The sequence below is a fragment of the Sphingobacterium thalpophilum genome (genome assembly GCF_038396785.1).
Lineage (GTDB): Bacteria > Bacteroidota > Bacteroidia > Sphingobacteriales > Sphingobacteriaceae > Sphingobacterium > Sphingobacterium thalpophilum_A.
The window spans coordinates 1,697,629-1,722,069 of the sequence record NZ_CP151087.1 but is presented as its reverse complement, the minus strand read 5'-3'; the positions used below and the strand labels follow the sequence as shown (position 1 = coordinate 1,722,069).

At 39.0% G+C, this 24,441-nt stretch carries 21 protein-coding genes, 1 tRNA gene and 2 pseudogenes; 10 read left to right on the top strand and 14 right to left on the bottom strand.

Annotation, left to right across the window (positions count from 1 at the left end; all coding sequences use genetic code 11):
- Positions 1 to 195: 195 nt before the first annotated feature.
- The 7 genes from AACH28_RS07805 (at position 196) to AACH28_RS07775 (ending at position 5,122) form a co-directional block, all read left to right on the top strand.
- Complete coding sequence (locus AACH28_RS07805; protein ID WP_075991755.1) at positions 196 to 1,074, top strand: exopolyphosphatase; 879 nt, start codon at positions 196 to 198, stop codon at positions 1,072 to 1,074.
- A 74-nt stretch (positions 1,075 to 1,148) separates the two neighbouring features.
- Positions 1,149 to 1,232 (top strand) — tRNA-Leu (locus AACH28_RS07800).
- A 148-nt stretch (positions 1,233 to 1,380) separates the two neighbouring features.
- On the top strand, positions 1,381 to 1,746 hold the full coding sequence (locus AACH28_RS07795) for a transposase (protein ID WP_149525777.1): 366 nt from the start codon (positions 1,381 to 1,383) through the stop codon (positions 1,744 to 1,746).
- Between the two features lie 115 nt (positions 1,747 to 1,861).
- Complete coding sequence (locus AACH28_RS07790) at positions 1,862 to 2,710, top strand: transposase (protein WP_341831486.1); 849 nt, start codon at positions 1,862 to 1,864, stop codon at positions 2,708 to 2,710.
- A gap of 639 nt (positions 2,711 to 3,349) precedes the next feature.
- A complete protein-coding gene (locus tag AACH28_RS07785; protein WP_146753017.1) occupies positions 3,350 to 3,664 on the top strand; it encodes a hypothetical protein in 315 nt (104 codons plus the stop codon).
- Positions 3,665 to 4,097: 433 nt separating this feature from the next.
- Entirely contained in the window at positions 4,098 to 4,427 is a 330-nt protein-coding gene (locus tag AACH28_RS07780) for a hypothetical protein (RefSeq protein WP_341832659.1), read from the top strand.
- A 2-nt stretch (positions 4,428 to 4,429) separates the two neighbouring features.
- On the top strand, positions 4,430 to 5,122 hold the full coding sequence (locus AACH28_RS07775; RefSeq protein ID WP_341832658.1) for a hypothetical protein: 693 nt from the start codon (positions 4,430 to 4,432) through the stop codon (positions 5,120 to 5,122).
- A 130-nt stretch (positions 5,123 to 5,252) separates the two neighbouring features.
- Here AACH28_RS07775 and AACH28_RS07770 read toward each other — a convergent pair whose 3' ends face one another.
- On the bottom strand, positions 5,253 to 5,705 hold the full coding sequence (locus AACH28_RS07770) for an SRPBCC domain-containing protein (RefSeq protein WP_070570483.1): 453 nt from the start codon (positions 5,703 to 5,705) through the stop codon (positions 5,253 to 5,255).
- A gap of 4 nt (positions 5,706 to 5,709) precedes the next feature.
- Positions 5,710 to 6,390 carry a DinB family protein gene (locus tag AACH28_RS07765; RefSeq protein WP_341832657.1) on the bottom strand — a complete coding sequence of 227 codons (681 nt, stop codon included), beginning with the start codon at positions 6,388 to 6,390 and terminating at the stop codon, positions 5,710 to 5,712.
- Positions 6,391 to 6,645: 255 nt separating this feature from the next.
- Here AACH28_RS07765 and AACH28_RS07760 point away from each other — a divergent pair, with 255 nt between their 5' ends.
- Positions 6,646 to 8,631, top strand: a complete 1,986-nt coding sequence (locus tag AACH28_RS07760; RefSeq protein WP_341832656.1) for a glycoside hydrolase family 97 catalytic domain-containing protein — start codon at positions 6,646 to 6,648, stop codon at positions 8,629 to 8,631.
- Between the two features lie 103 nt (positions 8,632 to 8,734).
- Here AACH28_RS07760 and AACH28_RS07755 read toward each other — a convergent pair whose 3' ends face one another.
- Complete coding sequence (locus AACH28_RS07755; RefSeq protein WP_341832655.1) at positions 8,735 to 11,098, bottom strand: glycoside hydrolase family 127 protein; 2,364 nt, start codon at positions 11,096 to 11,098, stop codon at positions 8,735 to 8,737.
- Between the two features lie 285 nt (positions 11,099 to 11,383).
- Between AACH28_RS07755 and AACH28_RS07750 the strand changes: the two genes are divergently transcribed.
- Positions 11,384 to 11,974, top strand: coding sequence for a TIGR00730 family Rossman fold protein (locus tag AACH28_RS07750; RefSeq protein WP_341832654.1), 591 nt, complete (start codon positions 11,384 to 11,386; stop codon positions 11,972 to 11,974).
- A 200-nt stretch (positions 11,975 to 12,174) separates the two neighbouring features.
- Positions 12,175 to 12,519 (top strand): hypothetical protein, encoded by a 345-nt coding sequence (locus tag AACH28_RS07745; RefSeq protein ID WP_341832653.1) that lies wholly within the window; start codon positions 12,175 to 12,177, stop codon positions 12,517 to 12,519.
- Positions 12,520 to 12,763: 244 nt separating this feature from the next.
- On the opposite strand, the pseudogene AACH28_RS07740 reads toward AACH28_RS07745, so the two are convergent.
- The 11 genes and pseudogenes from AACH28_RS07740 to AACH28_RS07690 form a co-directional block, all read right to left on the bottom strand.
- Positions 12,764 to 13,009 (bottom strand): annotated as a pseudogene (locus AACH28_RS07740) (heterodisulfide reductase-related iron-sulfur binding cluster); the annotation flags it as partial.
- Between the two features lie 428 nt (positions 13,010 to 13,437).
- Positions 13,438 to 13,683: pseudogene (locus AACH28_RS07735) on the bottom strand (heterodisulfide reductase-related iron-sulfur binding cluster); the annotation flags it as partial.
- A 427-nt stretch (positions 13,684 to 14,110) separates the two neighbouring features.
- Positions 14,111 to 14,905, bottom strand: a complete 795-nt coding sequence (locus tag AACH28_RS07730; protein ID WP_341833108.1) for a (Fe-S)-binding protein — start codon at positions 14,903 to 14,905, stop codon at positions 14,111 to 14,113.
- Positions 14,906 to 14,912: 7 nt separating this feature from the next.
- Positions 14,913 to 16,211: a 4Fe-4S dicluster domain-containing protein gene (locus AACH28_RS07725; protein ID WP_341832651.1), complete on the bottom strand. Its 1,299-nt coding sequence runs from the start codon at positions 16,209 to 16,211 to the stop codon at positions 14,913 to 14,915.
- Positions 16,212 to 16,404: 193 nt separating this feature from the next.
- Positions 16,405 to 17,079: a TetR/AcrR family transcriptional regulator gene (locus AACH28_RS07720; protein ID WP_205398826.1), complete on the bottom strand. Its 675-nt coding sequence runs from the start codon at positions 17,077 to 17,079 to the stop codon at positions 16,405 to 16,407.
- A gap of 360 nt (positions 17,080 to 17,439) precedes the next feature.
- Positions 17,440 to 18,006, bottom strand: a complete 567-nt coding sequence (locus AACH28_RS07715; protein WP_341832650.1) for an OmpH family outer membrane protein — start codon at positions 18,004 to 18,006, stop codon at positions 17,440 to 17,442.
- Between the two features lie 103 nt (positions 18,007 to 18,109).
- Positions 18,110 to 18,643 carry an OmpH family outer membrane protein gene (locus AACH28_RS07710; RefSeq protein ID WP_046671928.1) on the bottom strand — a complete coding sequence of 178 codons (534 nt, stop codon included), beginning with the start codon at positions 18,641 to 18,643 and terminating at the stop codon, positions 18,110 to 18,112.
- Between the two features lie 422 nt (positions 18,644 to 19,065).
- A complete protein-coding gene (bamA, locus tag AACH28_RS07705) occupies positions 19,066 to 21,630 on the bottom strand; it encodes an outer membrane protein assembly factor BamA (protein WP_341832649.1) in 2,565 nt (854 codons plus the stop codon).
- 113 nt (positions 21,631 to 21,743) lie between these two features.
- The gene (locus tag AACH28_RS07700; RefSeq protein WP_088163492.1) at positions 21,744 to 22,481 is read right to left on the bottom strand and encodes an isoprenyl transferase; all 738 of its coding nucleotides are present in this window, start codon (positions 22,479 to 22,481) and stop codon (positions 21,744 to 21,746) included.
- Positions 22,482 to 22,791: 310 nt separating this feature from the next.
- Positions 22,792 to 23,676, bottom strand: a complete 885-nt coding sequence (locus tag AACH28_RS07695) for an NAD kinase (protein WP_088160856.1) — start codon at positions 23,674 to 23,676, stop codon at positions 22,792 to 22,794.
- Between the two features lie 46 nt (positions 23,677 to 23,722).
- Positions 23,723 to 24,385: a CBS domain-containing protein gene (locus AACH28_RS07690; protein WP_341832648.1), complete on the bottom strand. Its 663-nt coding sequence runs from the start codon at positions 24,383 to 24,385 to the stop codon at positions 23,723 to 23,725.
- Positions 24,386 to 24,441 lie beyond the last annotated feature (56 nt).

The following is a 24,441-nucleotide window of genomic DNA, read 5'->3' as shown; positions in this document are numbered from 1 at the left end:
TTGGCAGGAAATGAGTTTGTATTCTTGATAAAATGGAAATTTTAGTTATTGTACGACATATCAGTGTTGTGTACACAAGAATTCCCTGAAATAATCGTTTGTTATTTGTTAAATTAATGATAACTTAACATTTATATAACACAGTTTTTAATAACTGTGTTTATTTTAGCGTAATTTAATGAAATCGTATATAAAGTGAGATACGCCGCAATAGATATAGGCTCCAATGCAGTCCGTCTTTTGATAGCTGACATTATAGGACAGAAAGATCAATATAATTTTAAGAAAAATACACTGTTACGTGTTCCACTCCGTTTGGGAGATGATGCGTTTATTCATCAGGAAATTTCACCAAGGAAAGCCGAGAGTTTGATCAAAACGATGAAGGCTTTTCGGGAGTTGATGGATGTTTATCACGTGGAGGATTATATGGCCTGTGCGACGTCGGCCATGCGTGATGCGCGAAATGGGGCCGACATTGTTGCGGAAGTCAAGAAAAATGGTATAAACATCGATATTATCGAAGGGGCAAAAGAGGCTGAGATTATTTATAATAGTCATTGGGATAATAAGATGGAGAAAGATAAAGTTTATCTTTACATTGATGTTGGTGGTGGTAGTACGGAATTGTCGTTATTCGCCAATGGTGTCTTGGTAAACTCTAGATCTTTCAACTTAGGGACGATCCGTATTTTGGACAATCAGGATAAGACAGAAACCTGGGATGAATTGAAAGAATGGGTGCGAAGCAATACGCACATGTATAAGCAAGTGGTTGGGATCGGTACTGGCGGAAATATTAATAAGCTTGCGCGTCTTTCCAATGAAAAATTGGATAAACCATTATCTTATGCCAAATTGAAAGCGGTATATGAGCATTTATCTTCCTTTTCTTTGAAAGAGCGTATTATTTTATTGGGTTTGAACGAAGATCGTGCGGATGTAATTATACCAGCAAGTGAGATTTTCCTGACGATTATGAAGCACGGCCGCCTAAAACAAATCATTGTTCCACGGGTTGGACTTGTCGACGGTGTAATTAGAACCTTGATCAATAGGAATTTAGTAAAATAATGCTGTAAAAAGCGATTTTCGACTTGTAAAAGAGCGAAAAATCTTTATTTTTGTGATACCAAAGGTGAATATGAGCCCAGGTGGCGAAATTGGTAGACGCACCATCTTGAGGGGGTGGCGCTCGCATGGGCGTGGCAGTTCGAATCTGCTCCTGGGCACTTAAGGAGACACTAGTCAATAGTAGTCTCCTTTTTTTATGCAAAAAAATATTGTGAATCAGATCATTGGAGGTCAATTGGGATCATGTACAAAAGTTGTGGAGGGGATAAAAAATAATTAGATATTTGTGCTTTGATATTTATACAGATGCACGAATCTTTTAACGCGTTAATGCCCTTAATTATTCCCGAAGGAGTTTCCGATTATTTTGAGATGACCCACTATTCCAAAGAAGAAAAAAGACTGGATATCTTTCTGGAGGAACTCAATAATACACCTGAAGAATATCAAGGCCAGAAGTTGATTTCCAAGGGGTTTTTCGAACCCGTTACCCTTCAAGATTTTCCTATCCGTGGCATGCAGGTCTATCTTCATGTCAAGCGCCGCAGGTGGCTCAACCAGGATACCGATAAAGTAGTCTACAGAAATTGGGAACTAGTAGCCAAAGGGACGCGCATCACACAGGATTTCGCAGCTTTTTTAAAAGGTATCAGCGGACAACCAGGCTCATAGCATTCAGACCATCAGTTCATTCTATGGGATATCAGCCAGTAAACTAAGGAGATACTACCGCAATAAACTGAGCGGTTTCCAGGATTGGGAGCATCGCGAAAATGCGCGAGATGGATTGACCTTCCCACAGAATGTCAGCGGCCATCTTTCTATTGACGAGACCTGCCTATCCCATGGCGAGCTCTATACCGTTGTCACCAATAAAGAAGCACGGGGCAAAAAAGGGACCATTGTAGCCATACTGAACGGGACAAAATCAGAGAACATTATCCCGATCCTTCAAAAGATCCCACAGAGATTACGAAATAAAGTTCAAGAGATAACGCTTGATTTAGCCGGTAATATGGGATTGATAGCCAAAAGATGCTTTCCCAATGCTGTTCAGGTAATAGACCGTTTCCATGTTCAGCAACTTGCTAACGAAGCGCTTCAGGAAATAAGGATAAAGCACCGCTGGCAGGCCATTGACGATGAAAATCAAGCAATTGACCAAGCACGAAAGAATAAGGAAACCTATTTTCCGGAAGTCCTATCCAACAGTGAAACCATCAAACAGTTACTTGCAAGAAGCCGATACCTGCTTTATAAAAGTGAACATAAATGGACTTACGAGCAAAGAGAAAGGGCTGCTGTACTCTTTGAGCGATATCCCGATATTGAAAAGGCGTACAGGCTATCCCAAGAACTCTCTTGGATATTCAACACCACCATAGATAAGATCTACGCCTTTACAAGGTTGGCAAAATGGGCGGATAAAGTGGAACAGGCCGGCTTCAAGTCATTCAACACCGTCTCCAGAACCATAAATATCCATCACAAAAAAATATTGAACTACTTCGACAACAAGAGTACAAATGCTTCAGCAGAATCTTTCAATGCAAAGATAAAAGCTTTCAGAAGTCAGTTTAGAGGTGTAGGTGACATCAATTTCTTCCTGTTCAGATTGACCAAATTATTTGCGTAGTCCACAGGTTTTGAAACTGATCCGTCAATTGAGCACAGTTCGATTTTTTGATGGGAAATACGAGAACAAGCAATGTAGACGTTCATTAACTTTTCTATTTTTGAGAACTTAAACTCGTCTGGAAAAATTTCATAAATATAGCACAGCTATAGGACGGTTTACGCAGCCGCTGCCTAAGAAAATAGGTCAAGAACAAACGTAAAATAACGGTATATATAGATGCTGGATTACCACTTCCAGTATAGTTCCAGTATTGTTGAAGTATAGTTGATGTAGTCAGGACAGGATACCTTGGCGGTACTAGATTCCTCGCTGATCATTCCTTGAACTTTACTCTGATTAGTCTTATGAGCAATAATGCCCCAGCCCGACCTTTTTGATTGTATGCTTGCTCCATGGTATGCTGACTCATTGTTTAGCACGAACCTATTTTAGAGCTCATAGATTTAAATAGTTTCATTCACCTATACCATAAGCCTAGCTGTATTGCGAATAATAGACTAAAACCCCCGAATATTGAACGAACTGCAACAGGTAATAAATAACTGTAAAATTAATTAAGGGTGTTTTTATTTTTACTTCCATAAAATAAAGACTTGCTTCAAAAGCATGTTATGGTTTAATAAAAAGATAGAAACAATGAAAAAATTAATGATGAGTTTGATGGCTGTTGCACTGCTATCTACAGCCGCTTCTGCAAAGACAACGGAAAAGGCACCGAAAGAAAATGTCAATGCTAAGACAACGACTTACCGTCTTCCTAACACGAATACACTCGTGAAAGTCACCGAAGAGGTCAAAGAAAGCGAAGGAAAATTGACACACTGTATTTTTGTGTTGAGTTTTTATGATTATGACACGGCGCAACTGGTCGGTACACATACTTCAGACACCTATACAAATGGCGGTTGTGGATCTTTCTTTAAAGCATGTAGGGCATTTTGGGGTGTTTAATGCAGTCGATCCCTGTTGGTTTCAACCGGCAGATAGGTTTCGGCGTTTTCGCGCTGTTACAAACGATTAATTTAAGCGGGGTGAAAACCCCGCTTTTTTTTCGCCCTAAATGGTTAGACTGTTAAGTCTTTTTGGTGTGCAGAAAATTCAGTTTTTAACCCGCTTTTTCGCTTATAATACGCTAGGAAGGGTATGCTTTGATGATTTGTGATCAACTACTGGTAGTCTTATCGCGTAAGTTATTACCTTGTTTTTCGTTTAACGAGGTTGAAGCGTTTTGATTTGAATTGTAAAAATATGCTATAACGGGATGGTACGTGTTGGACTGATGTAAAAAAACATTATCTTAGATTATTATATTTAATTTATCAGATAAAAAAGTGTAGCTAACCTTTTTTAATGATAACCGAATTTGGAACTGAAGAACTTCAATATGCACACTAGAAATTTTTTACTTCTTCTTAGCGCACTGATATGGCTAAGTTGCACAAAAGATCCCATCGAGCCAAACGTAGAGCCCCCAGAGGTGGCACCTTCAGATACCACTAAGAATGAGCCCACTGTTCCGCCTGATAAGTACGAAATTCGGAAAGTACAATTTCAGATGAGCGAGCTTTTCTCTGATGATAATATTGATGAAAAGGTTTTCCTGGGCGGACTTTGGAGTCTCAAAGACACCCTTGAAGGCCCACGGCTAGAAAGCCTGGAAGTAAAAGCGAAAAAAGTAAAATTCCATTTCTTGTCTTACAATGACTTCTCGTAGATATGGGATTCTTTGAGCCCAGCTATAAAAATGGTCTTGCTTATGCCAATAAGTTTGAAAAGTCGAAACAGGCAAGTAGTATGAACTTTACTTCGAGCAGTTTTGGAGATTACGCCGAAATACAGGGATTTCTCGGTAATTCGAAGGATGTAAAAAAGGCATTATCCCTTGTAAAACATGCCGACTCAACGACGATCAGTAAGCAAAACAGCACGCTTCGTATAGGCAAAGTCAATAAGCTTACAATTTATATTGACCACACAGAGTATTTTGATGCTTATCCGGAATCGGAGGTAGCTGTATTGACCCAAGCAGGTTACTCTCCCTATGTGCTTGCTTCGGTGACTTATGGTACCCATATGATTCTGATGGGTGAAACTGATTCAACACGGGCAGGCCTCAATACGGCAATAGACAAAATACTGGAAAGCAAAACACTGGATGATGTAGATACCAAAGTCCTCGATTGCAGCAATCTGCTGATCTACTATCGGGGCGGCGGCAAGAACAGTTTTATTCAGTATCCGAAAGGAGCCAAGGCTATTGGAATAGCACTCCGCGATATGCTCCTTTATGTGAGTCAGACTGAAAATATCTTTAATTATCCACTTACCTATGACTTTATGAGCCTGAAGGACTATAGCACGCTACGGTATTACAATATATTTGACATTCGGGTCAAAAAACAAAAGTAAACGAACGAAAAAAGGCTTAGGCAAGATAAAAAAACGGCATCCAGATCTAGGTGCCGTTTTTACTTTTGTCAACAAGCTTCTGACTTGCGCATTGATTTCGCAAAGCTCTTCAATATGCAGGGTATTTCACCTATTCCTTTTCGCTAATATCCTTTAGCCGTTGCAAAGCATTTGGCCAAGCCTCATTAAAGTAATCGATGTATTCGTCGTTTGTATCAACATCTACTTTCAATAATGTTTGTCCTTCGATGTCCGAAAAAGAATAATTTTCTAATGCTCCAGCCCAATCTTCGACAGCTGGTCCGGATAAAATTTCTTGGCCATTGTCTAGGATACCAAGATGCCGAATAGACACATATGAATTTGGAATGTATTCGGCGATTTCTGCTACCATTCCGCCTTTTTCACCATTTTCATCGACGCCGGTAAAATGAATTTTTTGCCCCTTGTCCCAGATGCCTTCGAAATCTGAACTTGGATTGAATGCACTGGTCCATTGTTTATAGGTTTCTTTGTCAAGCATTGTTTTAAAAACCCGCGGCACAGGCGCATGGATCTTAATTTGATAAGTTAATTTCTTCATCTTTCTACTGTTTTGGAAAATTGGGATCGGCTTTTATTTCAGCGATCTGTTTGGTATGACGTGCAGAATGCGCAGCAATAAACATCAGGGCTTGATAACCATCAATTGGACCAGTTGGGGAATCGCTGACATGATTTCTGAGATCTTCCGCATCAGCTTTTTTGATGTAATCAAGCACGGGTTGGCGGGCGGCATTGAAATCAGTCAAAGCGGTGTTCACATTTTTATAAATTCCCTCTGGTTGGAGTTCCTTGGGTGCCTGATATTTGTGACTTCTGTCTGTGAGTGCATTTTTTAGATTGTCGTCGGTCATCTTGATCTCTTTTCTCCTTTCAGGTTGTGGATCTTGATCCAGGCTCTTTTTTGCCATGTCAAATATCATTCGTTCTGAACGAATAATATGCTCAAGGCATTGACTGATCGACCATTTGTCGGGCGCTGGCTTAAATTGGAGCTGCGCTTCGCTTAAACCCGCAACCTGCTTTTCAAGCTCCGCAGTTGTTTGGTTAAAATATTGCAATAGCGAGTCGGTTCCAACATAATCGTGTTTTAAAGCCTGTTTTTTTTCTATCAGCGTAATGTTTTGGTCCTTTTGCTCGAGCAATGACCCTGATTTGGCAGATGATGGAGCCAAGGTAGCAGTTGCTATGCTGGCAAGTGCTATCATGTTCATAATTAGATTCATAGTTTAATACGTTTTAAGATCGTAAAATAAATGTCACTATTTCTTTACAATTATAAGGGATTTTTGTTTGGTATATCTTCTCATAGGACAAGAAAAGCTGCGTTTGCGCCTTCCCAGATTAGACGACGATTCCTATTTGACGCAGTCGATTGCAACCTGATAAAATACGTATTCTGCAATAAGTGTTTTTTGTACATTTATTAAAATAAAACCTTATCTTTAACAGAATAACTAACCGACTATTTGAGTTAATCTATGTTAAATCACAATTATACGCGCTATTTTAAACGTTTACCAGTAAAACGTTATGCTTTGGTATGTATGCTATCTTTGTTGGGGACAATTGCCGCAGCACAGCAGACATCGGTATCGAGTCCGGACGGAACTTTGACCGTTAAATTGGATCTGAAAAACGGTCATCTATTTTATCAGGTTGAACTGGAAGGAAAGACAATGTTGGAAGCTTCACCGCTTGGGCTTCAAAGCAAGACGATAAATTTAAGCGATAATTTGCGTCCAATAGCAGAAAAAAGAGGTGAAATTTTGACCAATTATAACGAGCCAAAAATCAAACGCAGTCAGGTACAGTATAAAGCGAATGAATTGCGTTATGTGTTGGAGAATACTTCAAAGCAGCAGATCGAGGTTACTTTCCGTGTTAGCAACAACAATATTGCCTTCCGATATTATGTGCCACAGGTAGGCGAGCCGGCCAACTTCGCACTAATAAAGGAGGAGAGTGGCTTTAAATTTCCACTTATTACAACAACATTTTTAACAGCCCAAGCTTCCCCGATGATAGGCTGGATGAAAACAAAACCAAGTTATGAAGAGGAGTATCAGGCAGATCAGGCCTTAGGGGTACCTTCGAAGTATGGTATTGGATATACTTTTCCTGCACTCTTTCATGTTGGGGATCGTGGATGGGTACTTATTTCGGAAACGGGTGTATCAAGTGCTTATTGTGCATCCAAGTTAAGCGAAGGCACCAAGGACGGTCTTTATAGTATTGCTTTCCCGGAAGAGGGGGAGAACAATGGCATTGGACGTGCAGCTCCCACGATTTCATTACCCGGTTATACACCTTGGCGTACACTGACTATCGGGAGCAATCTAAAACCCATTGTGGAGACGACCATTCCTTTCGATGTTGTTGAGCCGCAATATCCGGCGTCGAAGAAATACGAATTCGGACGGGCAACGTGGAGTTGGCTGGAATGGCAGGATGGTAGTATTAATTTTGAAGACCAAAAGAAGTTTATTGATCTGTCAGCTTCAATGGGTTATGAATTTGTATTGATCGACAATTGGTGGGATACTAAGATCGGCCATGAAAAAATTGAACAATTGGTGGCTTATGGAAAGGAGCGTGGCGTAGGTATTTGCCTGTGGTATAATTCGAACGGATTCTGGAACGACGCACCGCAAACACCAAAAAATAAAATGAATACTTCGATCGCACGTAAAGCCGAGATGCAATGGATGCAGCGTGTGGGCATTAAAGGAATCAAAGTTGATTTTTTTGGAGGTGATAAACAGGAAACACTTAAGCTTTACGAAGATATTCTTTCGGATGCAAATGATTATGGATTAACAGTTATATTTCATGGATGTACTTTACCGCGGGGTTGGGAGCGTATGTATCCGAATTTCGTGGGTAGCGAAGCTGTATTGGCCTCCGAAAACTTGATTTTCACACAACATGCAAATGATACGGAGGCCTTTAATGCGACTTTACATCCATTTATTCGCAATGCCGTGGCGGCAATGGATTTTGGTCCGGTTTTGCTGAACAAACGTCATAACCGTGAGAATAACGGTGGTACTATTCGCAAAACGACAGAAACATTTCAATTGGCAACCGCGATTTTATTTCAGAATCCAGTGCAAAATTTTGGATTGACACCCAATAATTTACAGGAAATGCCAACCCATGTGATTGATTTTATGAAACAGGTACCTACAACTTGGGATGAAACAATTTTTATTGATGGTTATCCAGGTAAATATGTCATACTTGCCCGGAGAAAGAGTGATAAATGGTATATAGCGGGTATAAATGCCGAAGGCAAAGAAAAGACAGTATCGGTGAATTTGCCCATGTTGAGTACGGATGCGGTACAGCTAATCGACGATAACATCGCCCGGGAATCAAAACAGAAACAAATTCGACTTTCCAAAACAAAGACCATCAAATTGACATTACAACCGGATGGCGCTGTTGTTTTAATCGGAAAATAAAACAACAGCGCTCTTCTGACTAACTGAATTGTTCTTGATTAACTCAGTTAATCAAGACTAAGTGAATCACTCCTGACTAATTGAAACTTTCTCAAAGTTTCAATTAGTCAGGACGAAGAGTCCGGATTTCTAGGATCTTGTGACTCGTAGATCCTGCCCCGGCCTTAATTTTTAGTTCTATTTTGGTTTTCCCTATACCTTCATTGGGAAGCTGTATACGTATTGTTTTAATGGTTGACTTCTCATCCTTGTCTTCCAGTGTGCTGATGGTTTTACCATCGACCATAACCTCCGTTACCCTTGATGAGTTGTCTGCCAGCAATTTGATTGCTATCAGTTGGGTCTCGGGCGTTATTTTCATCACATAACTAAACCAGTCTTTTGTATCGCGCCAACGTGTATCGCCGAATGCCCCAGCATTGCTATTTTGCTCGCGAAAAAAGTGATCTGATTCCGGTTGTTGCTCTCCAGCGACGACCTTATCGACTGTTTTGGCAGCTAGCGCCAAGCTTTCTATTTCATCACTGTTCATTTTCTCCTGTAACGCCTGTAGTTCCTTTTCTGTTGCTTGAGGCCAATAGATCATATAACGGGAATCATGAATACCGAAAAAGGGTTCTAGTTCCATTTGAATATCTTTTTTTCCCAAATAAAGATCTGAGAGCGTAAAGTGTAAGGGCTTTGATGCTATTGGTTTTACAAGTGCCGGAATATTGTTCGGCTCAGCTTTAAGAATTGGGAGATCACGTAAAGGGATTTGTTTTCCCGATGCAATGTGCCCCATTCGGCTGTCATCGGCCTGAAGTCCCAAAAGATCTTCCTTTCCAGTACGGGCACCCAAAACAAGAGGTCCATATAAAATACTATAATAATTGCTTTTATCAGGCAACTGCTCAGTATGTATCCCCATAGGCAATTCAAGACTGACGATATCTCCCTTTCGCCATGTACGTTTGATTTGGATATGATCATTCGTTGAACTGAAATTGTGGTAAGGCTTTCCATTGATCAATACATGCGGAGCTGCTGTCAGCCAGTTGGGTTTACGAATAAACAAGCTGAATGAAGTCGGTTTTTTGGGGTTGATTCGGATGCTTGTATTGGCTTCTTTCGGAAAGTTCGTTTCTTGAATGACTTCGGTGTTTTTCTCTTTCCAGTCCAAGCGTGAAGGAATAAACAAATTGACGAACAAGTCATTGTTGCGTTGTGCATAGATCATTTCACCATATTTGGCGTGGTTTTCCATCCCTGATCCAACGCAGCACCACATACTTGTCTGTGTTTGTGAATAAACGCGATAATGCCCCGGACGGATTTGTGTGAAATAAACTAATCCACCATGTTCGGGATGTTGTGTCGATAAGATGTGGTTGTAAAGAGCACGTTCATAAAAATCGAGGTATTTTCCTTGCGGATCAGTTTGGTAGAGCATTTTTGTGAGCCGTAACATATTGTACGTATTGCAGGTTTCAGGTCCCTCAATGCTATATAACATCTTTGAAAAATCGTCCGTAGGGTTAAAATGCTCACTCACACTATTTCCACCAATAGCAATCGAGCGCTGTTCAACGACATTGTCCCAAAAGTACCGAACAGCCTCAGCCCATTTTTCGTTGTGGGAAAGGTCGGCGATACGTTTAAAACCGAGAACTTTTGGAATCTGCGTATTTGCGTGCAATCCTGTTAAATGATCTTTATGCGTTAATAAGGGCTCAAGTATGGATTGATGACTGAATTTACGAGCCAGCTCGAGATAAGTCTGATTTTGGGTAATTGCAGCGACATCAGCAAATGTTTCGTTCAGTCCACCGTGTTCACTTCGTAACATCTCCTGTATTTGAGCTTCGGAAAGTTGACCAACCAACTTAAGCGCCCAATCAGTCATCTGAATAAGCATGTCTTTTGCAGATTCATTGCCTGTCAACAAGTAGGCATCTCGCAGGCCAGCATAGGTTTTGTGTATATTATATAGCGGTACCCATTTTCCATTCAAGTTAAAGCTGCCGGCGTTGATCCGGCCCTGTTGAATCTCTGTCCAAGTAATTTTACCCCCAGGTACCCCGCCAATGTATCCGTTTGCATTTGCTTCCTGACAACGTTTCAAGTTGGCCAGCATATAATCCAGGCGTTCCTTGATGCGAAGATCTCCTGTAGCGGCATACATATGAGCAAGCGCAGATAGATAATGACCTCCGATATGGCCATCTAATCCTGTATTTTCCCAATTGGTATAAGAGTCTTTTTTAAGCGGTAAATTGGCTTCGCGTAAAAATGGAGCCAACAATCGGTCCGGGTCCATTTCCAATAAATAAGTGATGTCCAGGTCTTCAGCATGTTTAAAAACACCAGGTAACAACCTTACATCTCTTAAATCGAAATAATTTAATTGAGGAGTTGTTTGAGCAGATAGCGCCAGACTAAATAAGCTTAAGAGAGCACTGTGCAAAAATTTGTTTTTGAAGATCATATGGACTGAAATTATAATTTGTTATTAACAAGATCTGATGAGCTTGTCTGGTTAGCCGTTATGTATAAAAAAGACCGGTAAATCAAAGATATTAAATGTGTTATTTATTTTAAGTGTTTTTTTTACATTTATATATGCGAGAGAAAAAGAATGGATAGTTTAAAGTTGTATTTATCTGATAATTAGTGTTTTGTTTGTTTTATATTTAGGGGGGGGGGATCCAGGCCTGCTGATAAGATCGTAAGAAAAAAGAGCTGATCCGTTTATTTTTAACTATACTTGTATATGAAGAAAGTTAATAGTATTGTTATTTTTTGTGCATCCAGTTTAGGGAATTCGGCCGTGTATGAAGATCAAGCCTCCTATGTGGGAAAGGTTTTGGCTGAATATGGTATCCGTTTGGTTTATGGTGGTGGAAGGGTCGGCCTAATGGGCGCTGTTGCGAATGGAGCTCTTGCGCACGGAGGTGAAGTAATAGGTGTGATTCCCGATTTTTTGAATTCGAAAGAAAGAGAGCATAGGGGTGTAACAAAACTGATTACTGTAGATACCATGCATGATCGTAAACGAATTATGAGCGATTACGCCGAAGGGGTTATTGCACTTCCGGGCGGTTTTGGTACATTGGAAGAACTTTTTGAAATGATTACATGGGCTCAATTGGGTTTACATAAAAAGCCAGTTGGTTTATTAAGCATCAATGGATTTTATAATCATCTAATTCAATTTATTGATCACATGGTCGAAGAAGGGCTTCTTAAGCAGGAAAATAGAGCAATGTTATTGGTCGCTGATACGATTGAAGAGCTGATCGAGAAGATGCAACAGTATGAAGCACCACTTGTTCCAAAATGGATTGAGAAGGATGAAATTTAGGACTTCAATAAATTCTTATGTCATCTTAATCCCGTTCTTAATTTATGACTAATAGCATTCTTATCGCTTTTTAATTTCGATTTAGAGATTTGTAACAGAATTTCTTATTCCTCCATATGTTACAATCTCGGGTTTTTTTAACCTGTATTTTTATCGTTTCTCCGTTTGGGCTTATTGCTCAAACAGTATCTCAGGATACCATGAAATCGTTCAGAATTGACGAAGTCGAAATTAGTTCGAAGTATTACAAAAGATATAATCCGAAACAACTGTCGGAAGCATTGCGGCTAGAAGCCTCATTGTTAAATATACCACAGCATATTCAAGTGGTGAACAGCAAGATTTTTAGGGACCAAGTGGTACTCAACCTCAATGAAAGTGCTACCCGAAACAGCAGTGGTACATTTCGGGAGAAACGGCATAATGGTATATCTCCAGATATCTATTCCCGTGGAGGCTATATCAGCGCGCAGCGTAATGGTGTTGATATGCGTCCACTGGGAAAAGGGCCTAAGTATCATTTTTTTTCAATGGTTAATTTTTGAACAACATTTTAGAAGAAATGAACAACAATCAATCGAACTAGAGGTGATACCTTTGTTATGGCTAGATGTTAGAGTTGTTTGATCAGCATAAATACAGCGCTGATCTTCGATTCGGGGTGAATCCCTTATATTTTAACCGGCTTTGGGATTCCCCTAATTTAAGCGTGGACAGGAGATATTCTTCTCCCTACACAAAAGGCCCGATCGTATGATCGGGCCTCTTTTATTTCGTAATTCATGTAATTTACAATTGATTTGCTCGGGCAGTTATTTCCGCAATGTCCAACACCTCAATCTCTGATTCTTTTTCTTTTATTTTTACGCCATCTTTTAACATCGTCATACAGAAAGGACATGCTGCAGCCACAACTTGAGGCTGTGCATCGATGACTTCTTCGATACGTTCGATGTTAATGTCTTTTGCTCCGGGCTCTGGTTCTTTGAATATTTGTCCGCCCCCAGCACCACAGCAAAGTCCATTGCTCTTACAATTTATAGGCTTAATGGTAAAGAAAAGGCGGACAGAATTATAAATCTATTGTAATGAGCTATCGAATGACCACTTATGAGATAAAGCACGTGCTATCTAACGCGACGAGAAAGATGCTTTTAGGTTTGTTACTTAGTTGAATGGCTGGAAATAAGTGTCATTTTTTTTCAATGATTAATTTTTGAACAACATTTTCGAAGAAATGAACAACAATCAATCGAATTAGAGGTGGTACCTTTGTTATGGCTAGATGTTAGAGTTGTTTGATCAGCATAAATACAGCGCTGATCTTCGATTCGGGGGAATCCCTTATATTTTAACCGGCTTTGGGATTCCCCTAATTTAAGCGTGGACAGGAGATATTCTTCTCCCTACACAAAAGGCCCGATCGTATGATCGGGCCTCTTTTATTTCGTAATTCATGTAATTTACAATTGATTTGCTCGGGCAGTTATTTCCGCAATGTCCAACACCTCAATCTCTGATTCTTTTTCTTTTATTTTTACGCCATCTTTTAACATCGTCATACAGAGAAAGGACATGCTGCAACGACAACTTGAGGCTGTGCATCGATGTTCCTCGATACGTTCGATGTTAATGTCTTTTGCTCCAGACTCTGGTTCTTTGAACATTTGTCCGCCTCCAGCACCACAGCAAAGTCCATTGCTCTTACAACTTATAGGCTTAATGGTAAAGAAAAGGCAGATAGAATTATAAATCTATTGTAATAAGCTATCGAATGATCATATATGAGATAAAGCACGTGCTATCTAACGCGACGAGAAAGATACTTTTAAGTTGGTTATTCAGTTGAATGGGGGAAAATAAGTGTCATTTTTTAAAATTTAAATTTTTGAACAACATTTTCGAAGAAATGAACAACAATCAATCGAATTAGAGGTGATACCTTTGTTATGGCTAGATGTTAGAGTTGTTTGATCAGCATAAATACAGCGCTGGTCTTCGATTCGGGGGAATCCCTTATATTTTAACCGGCTTTGGGATTCCCCTAATTTAAGCGTGGACAGGAGATATTCTTCTCCCTACACAAAAGGCCCGATCATCCGATCGGGCCTCTTTTTATTTCGTAATTCATGTAATTTACAATTGATTTGCTCGGGCAGTGATTTCTGCAATGTCCAACACCTCAATCTCTGATTCTTTTTCTTTTATTTTTACGCCATCTTTTAACATCGTCATACAGAAAGGACATGCTGCAGCCACAACTTGAGGCTGTGCATCGATGACTTCTTCGATACGTTCGATGTTAATGTCTTTTGCTCCAGGCTCTGGTTCTTTGAACATTTGTCCGCCCCCAGCACCGCAGCAAAGTCCATTGCTCTTACAACGTTTCAGTTCGATCAACTGGGCATCCAAGCTTTCCAATACTTTTCTCGGTGCCTCATAGACCTCATTTGCACGACCAAGATAACAAGGATCATGATACGTTATTTTCTTTCCTTTGAATATGTTGTTGTCCGCTGGTTTTAATTTTCCTTCATCGATCAGGTTTTGGATCAATTGTGTATGATGAATGACCTCATAGTTGCCACCTAGGGATGGATACTCATTTTTCAAGGTATTGAAACAGTGTGGGCAAGCCGTTACTATTTTTTTGATTTCATAGCCATTGAGTACTTCGATGTTCATCATGGCCTGCATTTGAAATAGAAATTCGTTTCCACTTCTTTTGGCAGGATCACCCGTACAACTTTCTTCTGTACCTAAGATGGCATATTTTAAACCGACATGTTGTAATATTCTGCAGATATCGCGCGTAATTTTCTGTGCACGTTCGTCAAAACTCCCTGCACAACCTACCCAAAATAGTATATCAGGAGTTTCTCCTTTGGCCAACAGTTCTGCAACTGTGGGAACTTTTAATTCATTTTCCATCATAAAACTATTGTTGTTGAGTCCAATTGGCGCGGTCCAATTGTGCATATTTCCATGGGGCACCATTGTTCTCAATATTTCCAAACATATTGTTAATACTTGCAGGAGCTTGTGATTCTTCCATAACAGCAAAGCGGCGTAGCTCAATAATAATATCCAGTGGATTAATATTGACCGGGCATTGTTCTACACATGCATTACAGCTTGTACAGGCCCATAACTCTTCTCGACTGATGTACGTGTCAATGAGAGATTTTCCGTCATCCTGAAAGCTTCCATTTGTTTTGATATTCGTACCCACTTCAGTGAGTCGATCCCGTGTATCCATCATGATTTTTCGTGGGGACAGCAGCTTTCCCGTTATATTTGCGGGGCAAGAAGATGTACAACGTCCACATTCAGTACAGGTATATGCATCCAATAGGCTCTTCCAGGTTAAATCCTGGACATCTTTGGCTCCAAAACGTGCATTTGCATCTGCTAGAGGCGGGGTGAAACTCGGATCAAGCATTGCCTTAACCTCGTTGGTCACAGCTGGCATATTGGATAGTTTGCCTTTTGCGTTCAGATTAGAAAAATAGGTGTTCGGAAAAGCCAAAATAATATGAAGGTGCTTGGAATAGGGGAGGTAGTTCAAGAAGGCAAGTACACCTAGGATATGAAACCACCAACAAGACCGCTCTATTAAAAATAAGGCCTCCGTCGAAGTTGGAAGGTATGGAAGAAGATAGTGGCTTACTGGAAAGGAACCAACCGATTTAAAATGTGCAAAGCCATAGAGTTGCAATTTAAGATCAGAAGCGTTCATCAGCAGGAAAGCCGACATTAAAAGAATCTCTGTGATTAAAATAATATTTGCATCCGTCTTGGGCCAATGTTTCAATTCCGCGCTATTTAAGCGAGCTACTTTAGCGATATTTCTCCGAATTAAAAAGATGACACAGGATACCAGTACACCCAGCGCGAGCCATTCAAATGCCCCAATCAGGAAATTATAAAAACTCCCTAGAAATGAAAAGATACGATGTGTACCAAAAAGCCCGTCTATGACAATCTCCAACATCTCAATATTGATGATGACAAATCCAAGGTATACAAATAGATGTAGGACTGCGGGGAAAATTCGCTTAAACATTTTCTTTTGTCCAAAGGCGACGAGGAGCATCATTTTCCAACGCTCCGCGGATCTGTCCGAACGATCTGCCGGTCTGCCTAGCTTGATATTCCGATAAATCTGTTGTGCATTTTTACTAAAAAGGGACAATGCTACAGCGAAACAAACCGCAAATATTAGTTGACCTATCATATGCTTGTATCTTGGTTATAAACAAATATACTATATTATTTTGTTATGCTAACATAGTAAAAATAAATCAAAAATGAGGACCTAACACGATAAATTATTGGAAATTTTTAATGGTGAATTTAGGCTGTAATGAAAAACGTCCAAGAAGGAATTATTTCTTCTTGGACGTTTTCTCTAGTTGTATCTGAGTAGACTACAGCTCAACATCAGAAAATGTCTGTTCTAATATTTTACGCATCGTTTTCTGAATCCGTTCTTTTCCTGCTTCTGTATTTACATCAATACCGCAAAAGGTACTACCTGTAGATTTTGCCTGAAGGCTCAAATAATAAATTGAACTGACTAAAATCGCCAATGTCGCTCTAAGGTCGTTTTCGGAGTTCTCGAATTTTGAATCGACATGCTTAAATAGTTCTTCGCCGAGCAATTCTCTTCTGTCGGCTATATTTTTAAGCGCTTTTGTCTTTTCGCCTAAGCCCCAGTGAATAACTTTTTGCTTCGTTTTATCCTTCAAAAAGGTGTTAAATTGAGATTGAAGCAATTCTTCTATCAAGGAAATGCTGATGGAGCCCGGGTTTGTGATCATTTGTTCCAGTACACCCTTGTCTCCGATTTGCCAGAAATCTTTTTGTGTTAGGTAAGCTTCCACCAGTTGGTCGAGACCGCCAAAATAATTCCATATTAATGCTTTGTTCAGTCCACATTCCAAAGCAATATTAGGCCCATTCAATGCATGGTATCCTTTTTTCTGAATTACCTTTCCGACAGCAGCGATCATTCGCGCCTTGGTGCGTTCCTTGTCGCGAATAGGACCGGAAGTTACCTTTCTTTCTTTTTTAGGATTATCCTCAATTACTTTCTTTTTCATGCGAATAAAATCATTTTAACGACGAAGCGTTCCTCGGTACCTTATATTCGTCAGTTAATGAACAAATTTGGGACCATGAAGTTTTCATTAGGGTAGATATGTTTGTTTTCCGAACCAATATCTACAATTTAGCTGGTAAATGCAAGAAAATCAAGCAGCAGATTTTTATTTACACTATAATTTGACTGATTCGATAAGCTTTTGAGTTTACCTTATTCTTTTGGCTGTAGAACCGGAGCGTATTTGGTGCTGTCGGCGCTGTACGCTGATTGCGATTTACTTGCCATTGGGAAATAGATAGGCAATAAAAAAGGGATTATCGCTATCGATAATCCCTTTTTTATTGCCTTGTATACTAGCTTATTTTCTTGCTGGAGCAGCAGGAGTAGCTGTAGCTGAAATACCTAATTTTGTTTTCACTGCAGCAGTTAAGTCTTCTCCACCTTGGAAATAAGGAATATTTGTACTAGAAATATCAAATACATAAGCCATGCCTTTTTCTTTAGAAACAGCATTTACAGCTTCACCAACTTTTCTGTGGATAGGTGCAATTAATTCTTCTTCTTTTTTGTTTAATTCTTCTTGAGCAGCTTGTTGTGCTGTCTGAATACGAGCCTGAATATCTTGTAATTCTTGACCTATTTTGTTGATTTCTGGGTCAACAGTTTCTTTATTTGCTTCACTTCTGTTACGCAATTTATCGTTTGCATCTTTTTGTTTTGTTTGATAGATGGTAACCATATCTTGAATTTCTTTGGTTTTACCATCGCTCAATGTTTTCAACTGCCCTTCAGCTGCTTTAAATTCAGATGTAGACTGAATAATTTCAGCAAAATTGATATGACCAATTTTTTGCTGCGCATTTGCGAATTGAGTTGAGAAAAATACTGCCACTAAAGCAACCGCACCCTTTAATAAATTTTTCATGCTTTTCATTTTAATCTAATGAGCCATCTTTATGGCAATCTTTTAGTTTTCTAATTAATTACTACTATTGTTATTTGTGTTCACAATGATAATAAACTCCCGCTTAGTTTGCAAGACTCGGATTGGGTTTATATCCTAATTTTGTAATGACATCATTACTTTTATTCAATTTTGGATTGGCATAGAGAAAAGTAGACTCATTGCCCTTGTCCATAATAAAATCAATTCCCTGCGCCGAAGCAACATCTTGGATAGCTTTTGCTACACGGTCTTGAATAGGTTTCATCAATTGAGTCCGTCTTTTAAAAAGGTCACCTTCAAATCCAAACTTTTGCTTTTGATAGTCTTTTACTTCTTTTTCTCTTGTCACGATTTCATCCTCACGGCGACGACGCATATCTTCATTTAATAAGACCTGGTCCTTTTGATAAGCCTGATATAGTTTTTCAATCTCAGCATATTTCTGATCCACTTCTTCCTGCCATTGCTTAGAAAGGTCATCTAACTGTTTCTGTGCAGTCGTATATTCAGGAATATGTTTTAGGATATATTCTGAATCAGCATATGCAAGTTGTTGGGCAAATGTTGCTGTAGCACTCACGACTACAAAAGCTATAACTAACAATATTTTTTTCATATTTCCTGTAAGTTTTTATAGACTATACTTTTATTATTTAACACTAATTTACCTTATGACTTCGGATAATCCCAAAAGTTTAATTCGAGAAAACCGCTCTACGTAAATTTACGGCTCAAAAATAAGAAAAAAGAAGCAATCTAACAGATATTTCTCGGGTTTAACACTATTTAACTTGTTGAAGAATGCTCCAATGCTAGTTGCCTGAGTGCTGTTTATGGCTTCTTTTTTCGGTGATCATAACCGCACTCAATATAAGAAAATTTATAAGATATATAGGGTGATTTGGCATTTAATCCGATCGGGTGGAAATGAAAGAAAAATACATGATTTACTGGAAAATAATCTTAAAACAAAAAAGCTATCTACAATTTCTTGCGATAGCTTTTTATTTTATTTCGATAGGATTGGATCAACAAAGATTAGAATCCACCCATATTTTGCATAATACTAAATGTAAAGTTTTGTTTCCATGTACTGCTCGGTAAACCCGGGATAGGGTCGAATGCATGGCCGTAATCTATTCCTAGCATACCGAAGATCGGTAAGAAGATGCGGGCACCAACACCTGCAGAACGACGTACTTTAAATGGATTGTATTCGGTGAACTTGTTCCAGGTATTGGCCGCTTCAGCGAAAGCCAATACGTACACTGTTGCCTGATCATTTAACATCACCGGGTGACGTAATTCCATTTGATATTTCGTATAGATTGGACTACCTGAATTTCGTGCCACATTCACATTTTGTGTTCCTTCAGGAATGATTACACCATTTGCATAACCACGTAATGCAACAATTTCAGATCCTTGTAGGTAATCAAACCCTTGCATACCGTCCCCACCGACTTTGAAACGCTCGAAAGTTGATATTTCAGTTTTGCTGGAGTATTTACCCAAGAAACCAAATTGAGCTTGTGCTTTGAAAACAAGTTTACCAACGATTTTTGCGTACCACTGCGAGTCAAATTTCCATTTGTGGTACTCTGTCCAACGGTAGCGTTCCTGAGCCGAACCATTTTTATAATCAATGTTGTTGAACAATGAATATGGAGGCGTCAATTGCACCGAGAATTTGATGTTTGAACCCGAAGTAGGATAGATAGGAGCATCGATCGAATTACGGCTAAACTCTTGCGTCAAGTTGATGTTATAGGCTGTACCATTATCAAATAGGAAGTAATTTCCATAGTTCTGAAGCTTATAACGTTGGAATGACAAGGAGGTGTTTGCCTGGAACCAGTTGTCTGGCCATTGTAAGCGTTTACCTAATGTTGCGGTAATACCAGTCATCCAAATACGGTTCAACTCCGAATCCTTAACAATTTGCTCGCCAGTATAGTAGTTAAATCCACCATATGATGAACTCGAAGTATAGGCGCTCAAACCAAAATAAATAGGTTTTTTACCACCTAACCAAGGCTCGGAGAAAGAGAAACTATACGATTGATAACGTTTACCCGAAGTTTGACCACGGACACTCAACTTCTGTCCATCTCCACGAGGTAGCGGTTTCCAGGAACTTTTGTCAAAGAAATTGCTGGTAGAGAAGTTGTTAAATGTTAAACCTAAGGTACCGATGATCTGACCGGCACCATAACCACCCGAAAGTTCGACCTGATCCGAAGGTTTTTCAGTAACATTATAAACAATGTCCACTGTACCATCCGCATAATTTAGATTTGTCGGTACCGGGTTTGTCTTTTGCTCATCAAAATTTCCCAATTGCGCAATCTCACGCACACTGCGCATAATTTGTTCTTTTGAGAATTTTTGACCAGGTTTTGTATAAATAGAACGTAATACAACACGGTCGTTGGTTACATCATTACCTTTAACAATAACGTTATTGATGGTATATTGAGCACCTTCATATACACGTAAATTCAAATCGATGGTATCGTTGTAAATACGCGTTTGTTCGGGGTCTACTGAGAACGTAAGATAACCATCGTTCATATAGATTGAAGAGATGTCATCACTATTCTTTGTAGGACCCATCAATTTTGCTGTTAATTTTTCTTCCGAAAAAACATCACCACGTTTGATACCTAAAATTTTATTCAGTAAGGTGTCAGAATACTTCGCATTACCTGTCCAAACAATATTACCTACATAATATTTAGGACCTTCATAGATGTCAAAATTAACCAACACATTTTTTTCACCCTCGCGAATAACCGTATCTTTCAAGATCGTCGCATCACGATAGCCTTTGGCGGCCATTTTCTTGATTAGGTTTTCTTTACCTTCTTTGTATTTTTCTTCCTTGAATTTTCCAGGACCGAAAATACGGTACCACATTTTTTGCTTGATTGGCTTGGCCATTTTTCTCAACTCTTGCTGAGAAAAATGTTCATTCCCTGTAAAAGTCATTTTTTTGACTCTTACCTTATGTTTTTTATCCACATCTGCAATAAGTATTTCATTATTAGCCTGTGCCGAGTCTTTAACTGTTTTTAGGGTGATCTCTGGATATAAAAAAGCTTTTTCTTTTAAGAAGCGTTGGATTGTAGCACGTGTGGTGTTCATCAAGTTTTCGTTGACAATCTTACCAGTGTTGCTATTTAAACGTTTGCGAACTTCTTCGGTCTGGCTTTTACTTAGACCGTTGATATCAATACGCGTTAAACGAGGACGTTCTACTACACGGATGGTCAAAAATATATTTTCACCTTCAATTTTATCGGCCCATAATTCGACATCATCAAAGAGGCCTTGAGCCATCATATCCTTCACTACTTTTGCGGTCGCCTCACTTGGAACTTCCAAATATTGACCTACTGACAATTTAGAGATCGTAATTAATACATTTTTATCTAAAAATTGTGTCCCAGTTATATCAATAGCACTAATTACATAGTTTTTAGGATTGAGATAGCTGATTTTTTCTGGGTCATTTAAATTAAACGCACCATTGTCTTGTCCGTAGACAAGCTGCATTGATGAGAGGCCAAAAAATAGTATTACGGGTAGTATACGCTTCATTTATCTATAATTATTGGCGCTAAAGTACACCAATCGTTTGTTAATTTTTGTTAATTAAGAAAATTTAACCAGCTTGCTTTTTTTCAAATCAGTGGTCAAATTTAATAAAATCTTTATAACTGTTCACTTGTTTTTCCAAACCTTCTTTCGCGTTGCTGATAATCGACGATGGATTTAAATAAATCTTCTTTCGTAAACTCAGGCCACATCTTATCTAGGAAGCATAATTCTGAATAGGCAATTTGCCAAAGTAGGAAATTGCTTATTCTCAATTCTCCGCTGGTACGTATCAGAAGGTCAGGATCGGGTAAGTTTTGTGTATAGAGGTTTGCAGCGAATAATTCATCGTTAATTTCGTCTGCATGGAGTTTTCCGTCTTTTACTTGTTGGGCTAGATTTCGAGCGGCGTCCACAATTTCTTGTCGGGAACTGTAGCTCAAAGCTAATGTCAATGTACAGTGTGTATTTTCTTTCGTTGCTTCAATGGTCTCCTGCAGCTTTCTTTGTGCATTTGACGGTAATTTGGTGATATCACCAATAACATTCAAGCGGACGCCATTCTCCTGAAAAGTTTTGATTTCTTTTTTAAGGGAAGTAACCAATAGTTCCATCAGTGCCATCACCTCAAGTTTAGGTCGATTCCAGTTTTCTGCAGAAAATGCATAAAGTGTCAGAAATTTAATATTGGCTTTTACACATCCTTCTAATGCTTCTCGTACTGCTTTTACACCATTTTGATGCCCAAATACACGAAGTTTCCCCTTCTGTTTTGCCCAACGGCCATTGCCATCCATGATGATGGCGATATGCTGTGGCAATTTAATAGTATCTATCTGATCTAAAAAACTCATTTTTGCTGTTTTCAATAAAATTAACACCTTAGCCATAAATGCTATTTTGGCGTTTTAAAACCTATTTTTGGTTTCCTGTATTGCTATCAATGATTATTGTTTGTTTAACGTACTTTTCATTGATTAATTATTGCACCTGGATTTCTATTATGGATATTCTTATTCAGTCTTCCTATATTTCTTCCAAATATCGATTTTTAATTGGAAATTCAGAAGTACAATATGTAGAAAGATTGTTTGAAACATCTTCATCTAGCAGATTATCTCTTCTCCGTCATGCAAAGCGAGGCTGTACGAAGCTATTAATAGCCTAATAGTTTCTGACATCGATGCCCCAAAGTAATTTTTCCCGCAGCGTGCTGAAAAAGCTTTCATGCGGGAGCCTAATGAGATTAATAGTAAATGGAGCCTGTTTAATGGTTAATTTTACTGATGTATCAATGGATTCGTTTTTGGAATCACAGCTAAGGATGTATTGATTGCTTCGACTCTCTATTTCCAATTCAAGGGTAAACTGATTTGAGATGACAATGGGTCTCACATTGAGGTTGTGCGGAGAAATGGGGGTAATGACAAAATTGCCACTTTCCGGCATAATAATAGGGCCGCCGCAACTCAATGAATAAGCTGTGGATCCGGTAGGTGTAGCGATAATTAGTCCATCTGCCCAGTATGAATTCAGTAGTTCGCCATTGATACGCGCATTAACGGTAATCATGGCCGAGCTGTCATAACGAAATACGGTAATATCATTGAGCGCATAGTGATTGCCTTGAAACAAATTAACCTGTTCAGATTCAACAGAGAGCAACACGCGCTTCTGTATCGTAAAACGTTGGTTCAGTATATCGTCGATGGCGTCCTCAAAATCATTTTTATTGATGGAAGCTAAAAAACCAAGGCGTCCAAAGTTTATCCCCGCAATTGGAATTCCGGAATCTTTAATCAGGGAAACAGCAGATAACATGGTTCCATCTCCGCCCAGACTCAACATAATGTCAATATCGTCTTTGATTTCTTGATAGGTATTGTATGTTGAGAAGTTAAAGGTACATTCAAATTGTGATAGCAGAAATTCATGAAATGGATCATAGACCCAGATCTCAATATTTTTATCGACAAGATATTCAAATAGGTGTTTCACATGTGGTATAACAGAGGGCTGAAACTCTCTTCCATATATTGCGATTCTCATATTGTTTTCAATTTATGGGGCAAAGATGAGAAAAAACTAATCCTAATCAAATGTTAATATAATTCATAAGCTGCTGATAACGGTCGGCAGTGTCGTCAAATGCAGCTATGGTATTATGGGTTTCAAGAACTAAATAATTGTGTCTTAGGAATGAATTCAGTAATGCATTAATGTTTGACTTGTCGACTTTAAGGGTAACTTCAATATTGTCACTTTCCAAATTTATTTTGGTCGCACAATTGAGTATTCTGCAATTGTCACTTTCAACAAGGTGCGCAATCTGTGAAAGTGAAAAATCATGTAGGCCAATTGCCAACACAATAATAGCTCCAGATTCATTTTGCGATTGAATTGAACTTATTGCCTTTAATATATCTAATTGCGTTGACACACCAATATATTTGTTGTCTTGATCTAAAACAGGAATGATTGTACTATTATATACAGTTATCATCACCAAGGCATCGTAGGGGTGTTGATTAAACTTCAGCTGTATGGGGGCTGTATTTATTTTTATGGATGAAAGGGGAGCATCTTCATCTTCCGCATCCAATAAGATGGTTTCATTAACCAGGCCAATAAAGTCGTCACCATTTAAAACGACTAATTCTTTACAAAGCATATCTTGCAGCTTCTCTAGCGCTTGTTGTATTGAATCAGCATTTTGAATACTGAAATCAGCATTTGAAAGAAATTGACTTATTAGCATACTCAAACTTAATAAAAAAAGTAGGTGAAAAGAAATTTTACAGATCAGATTTATGC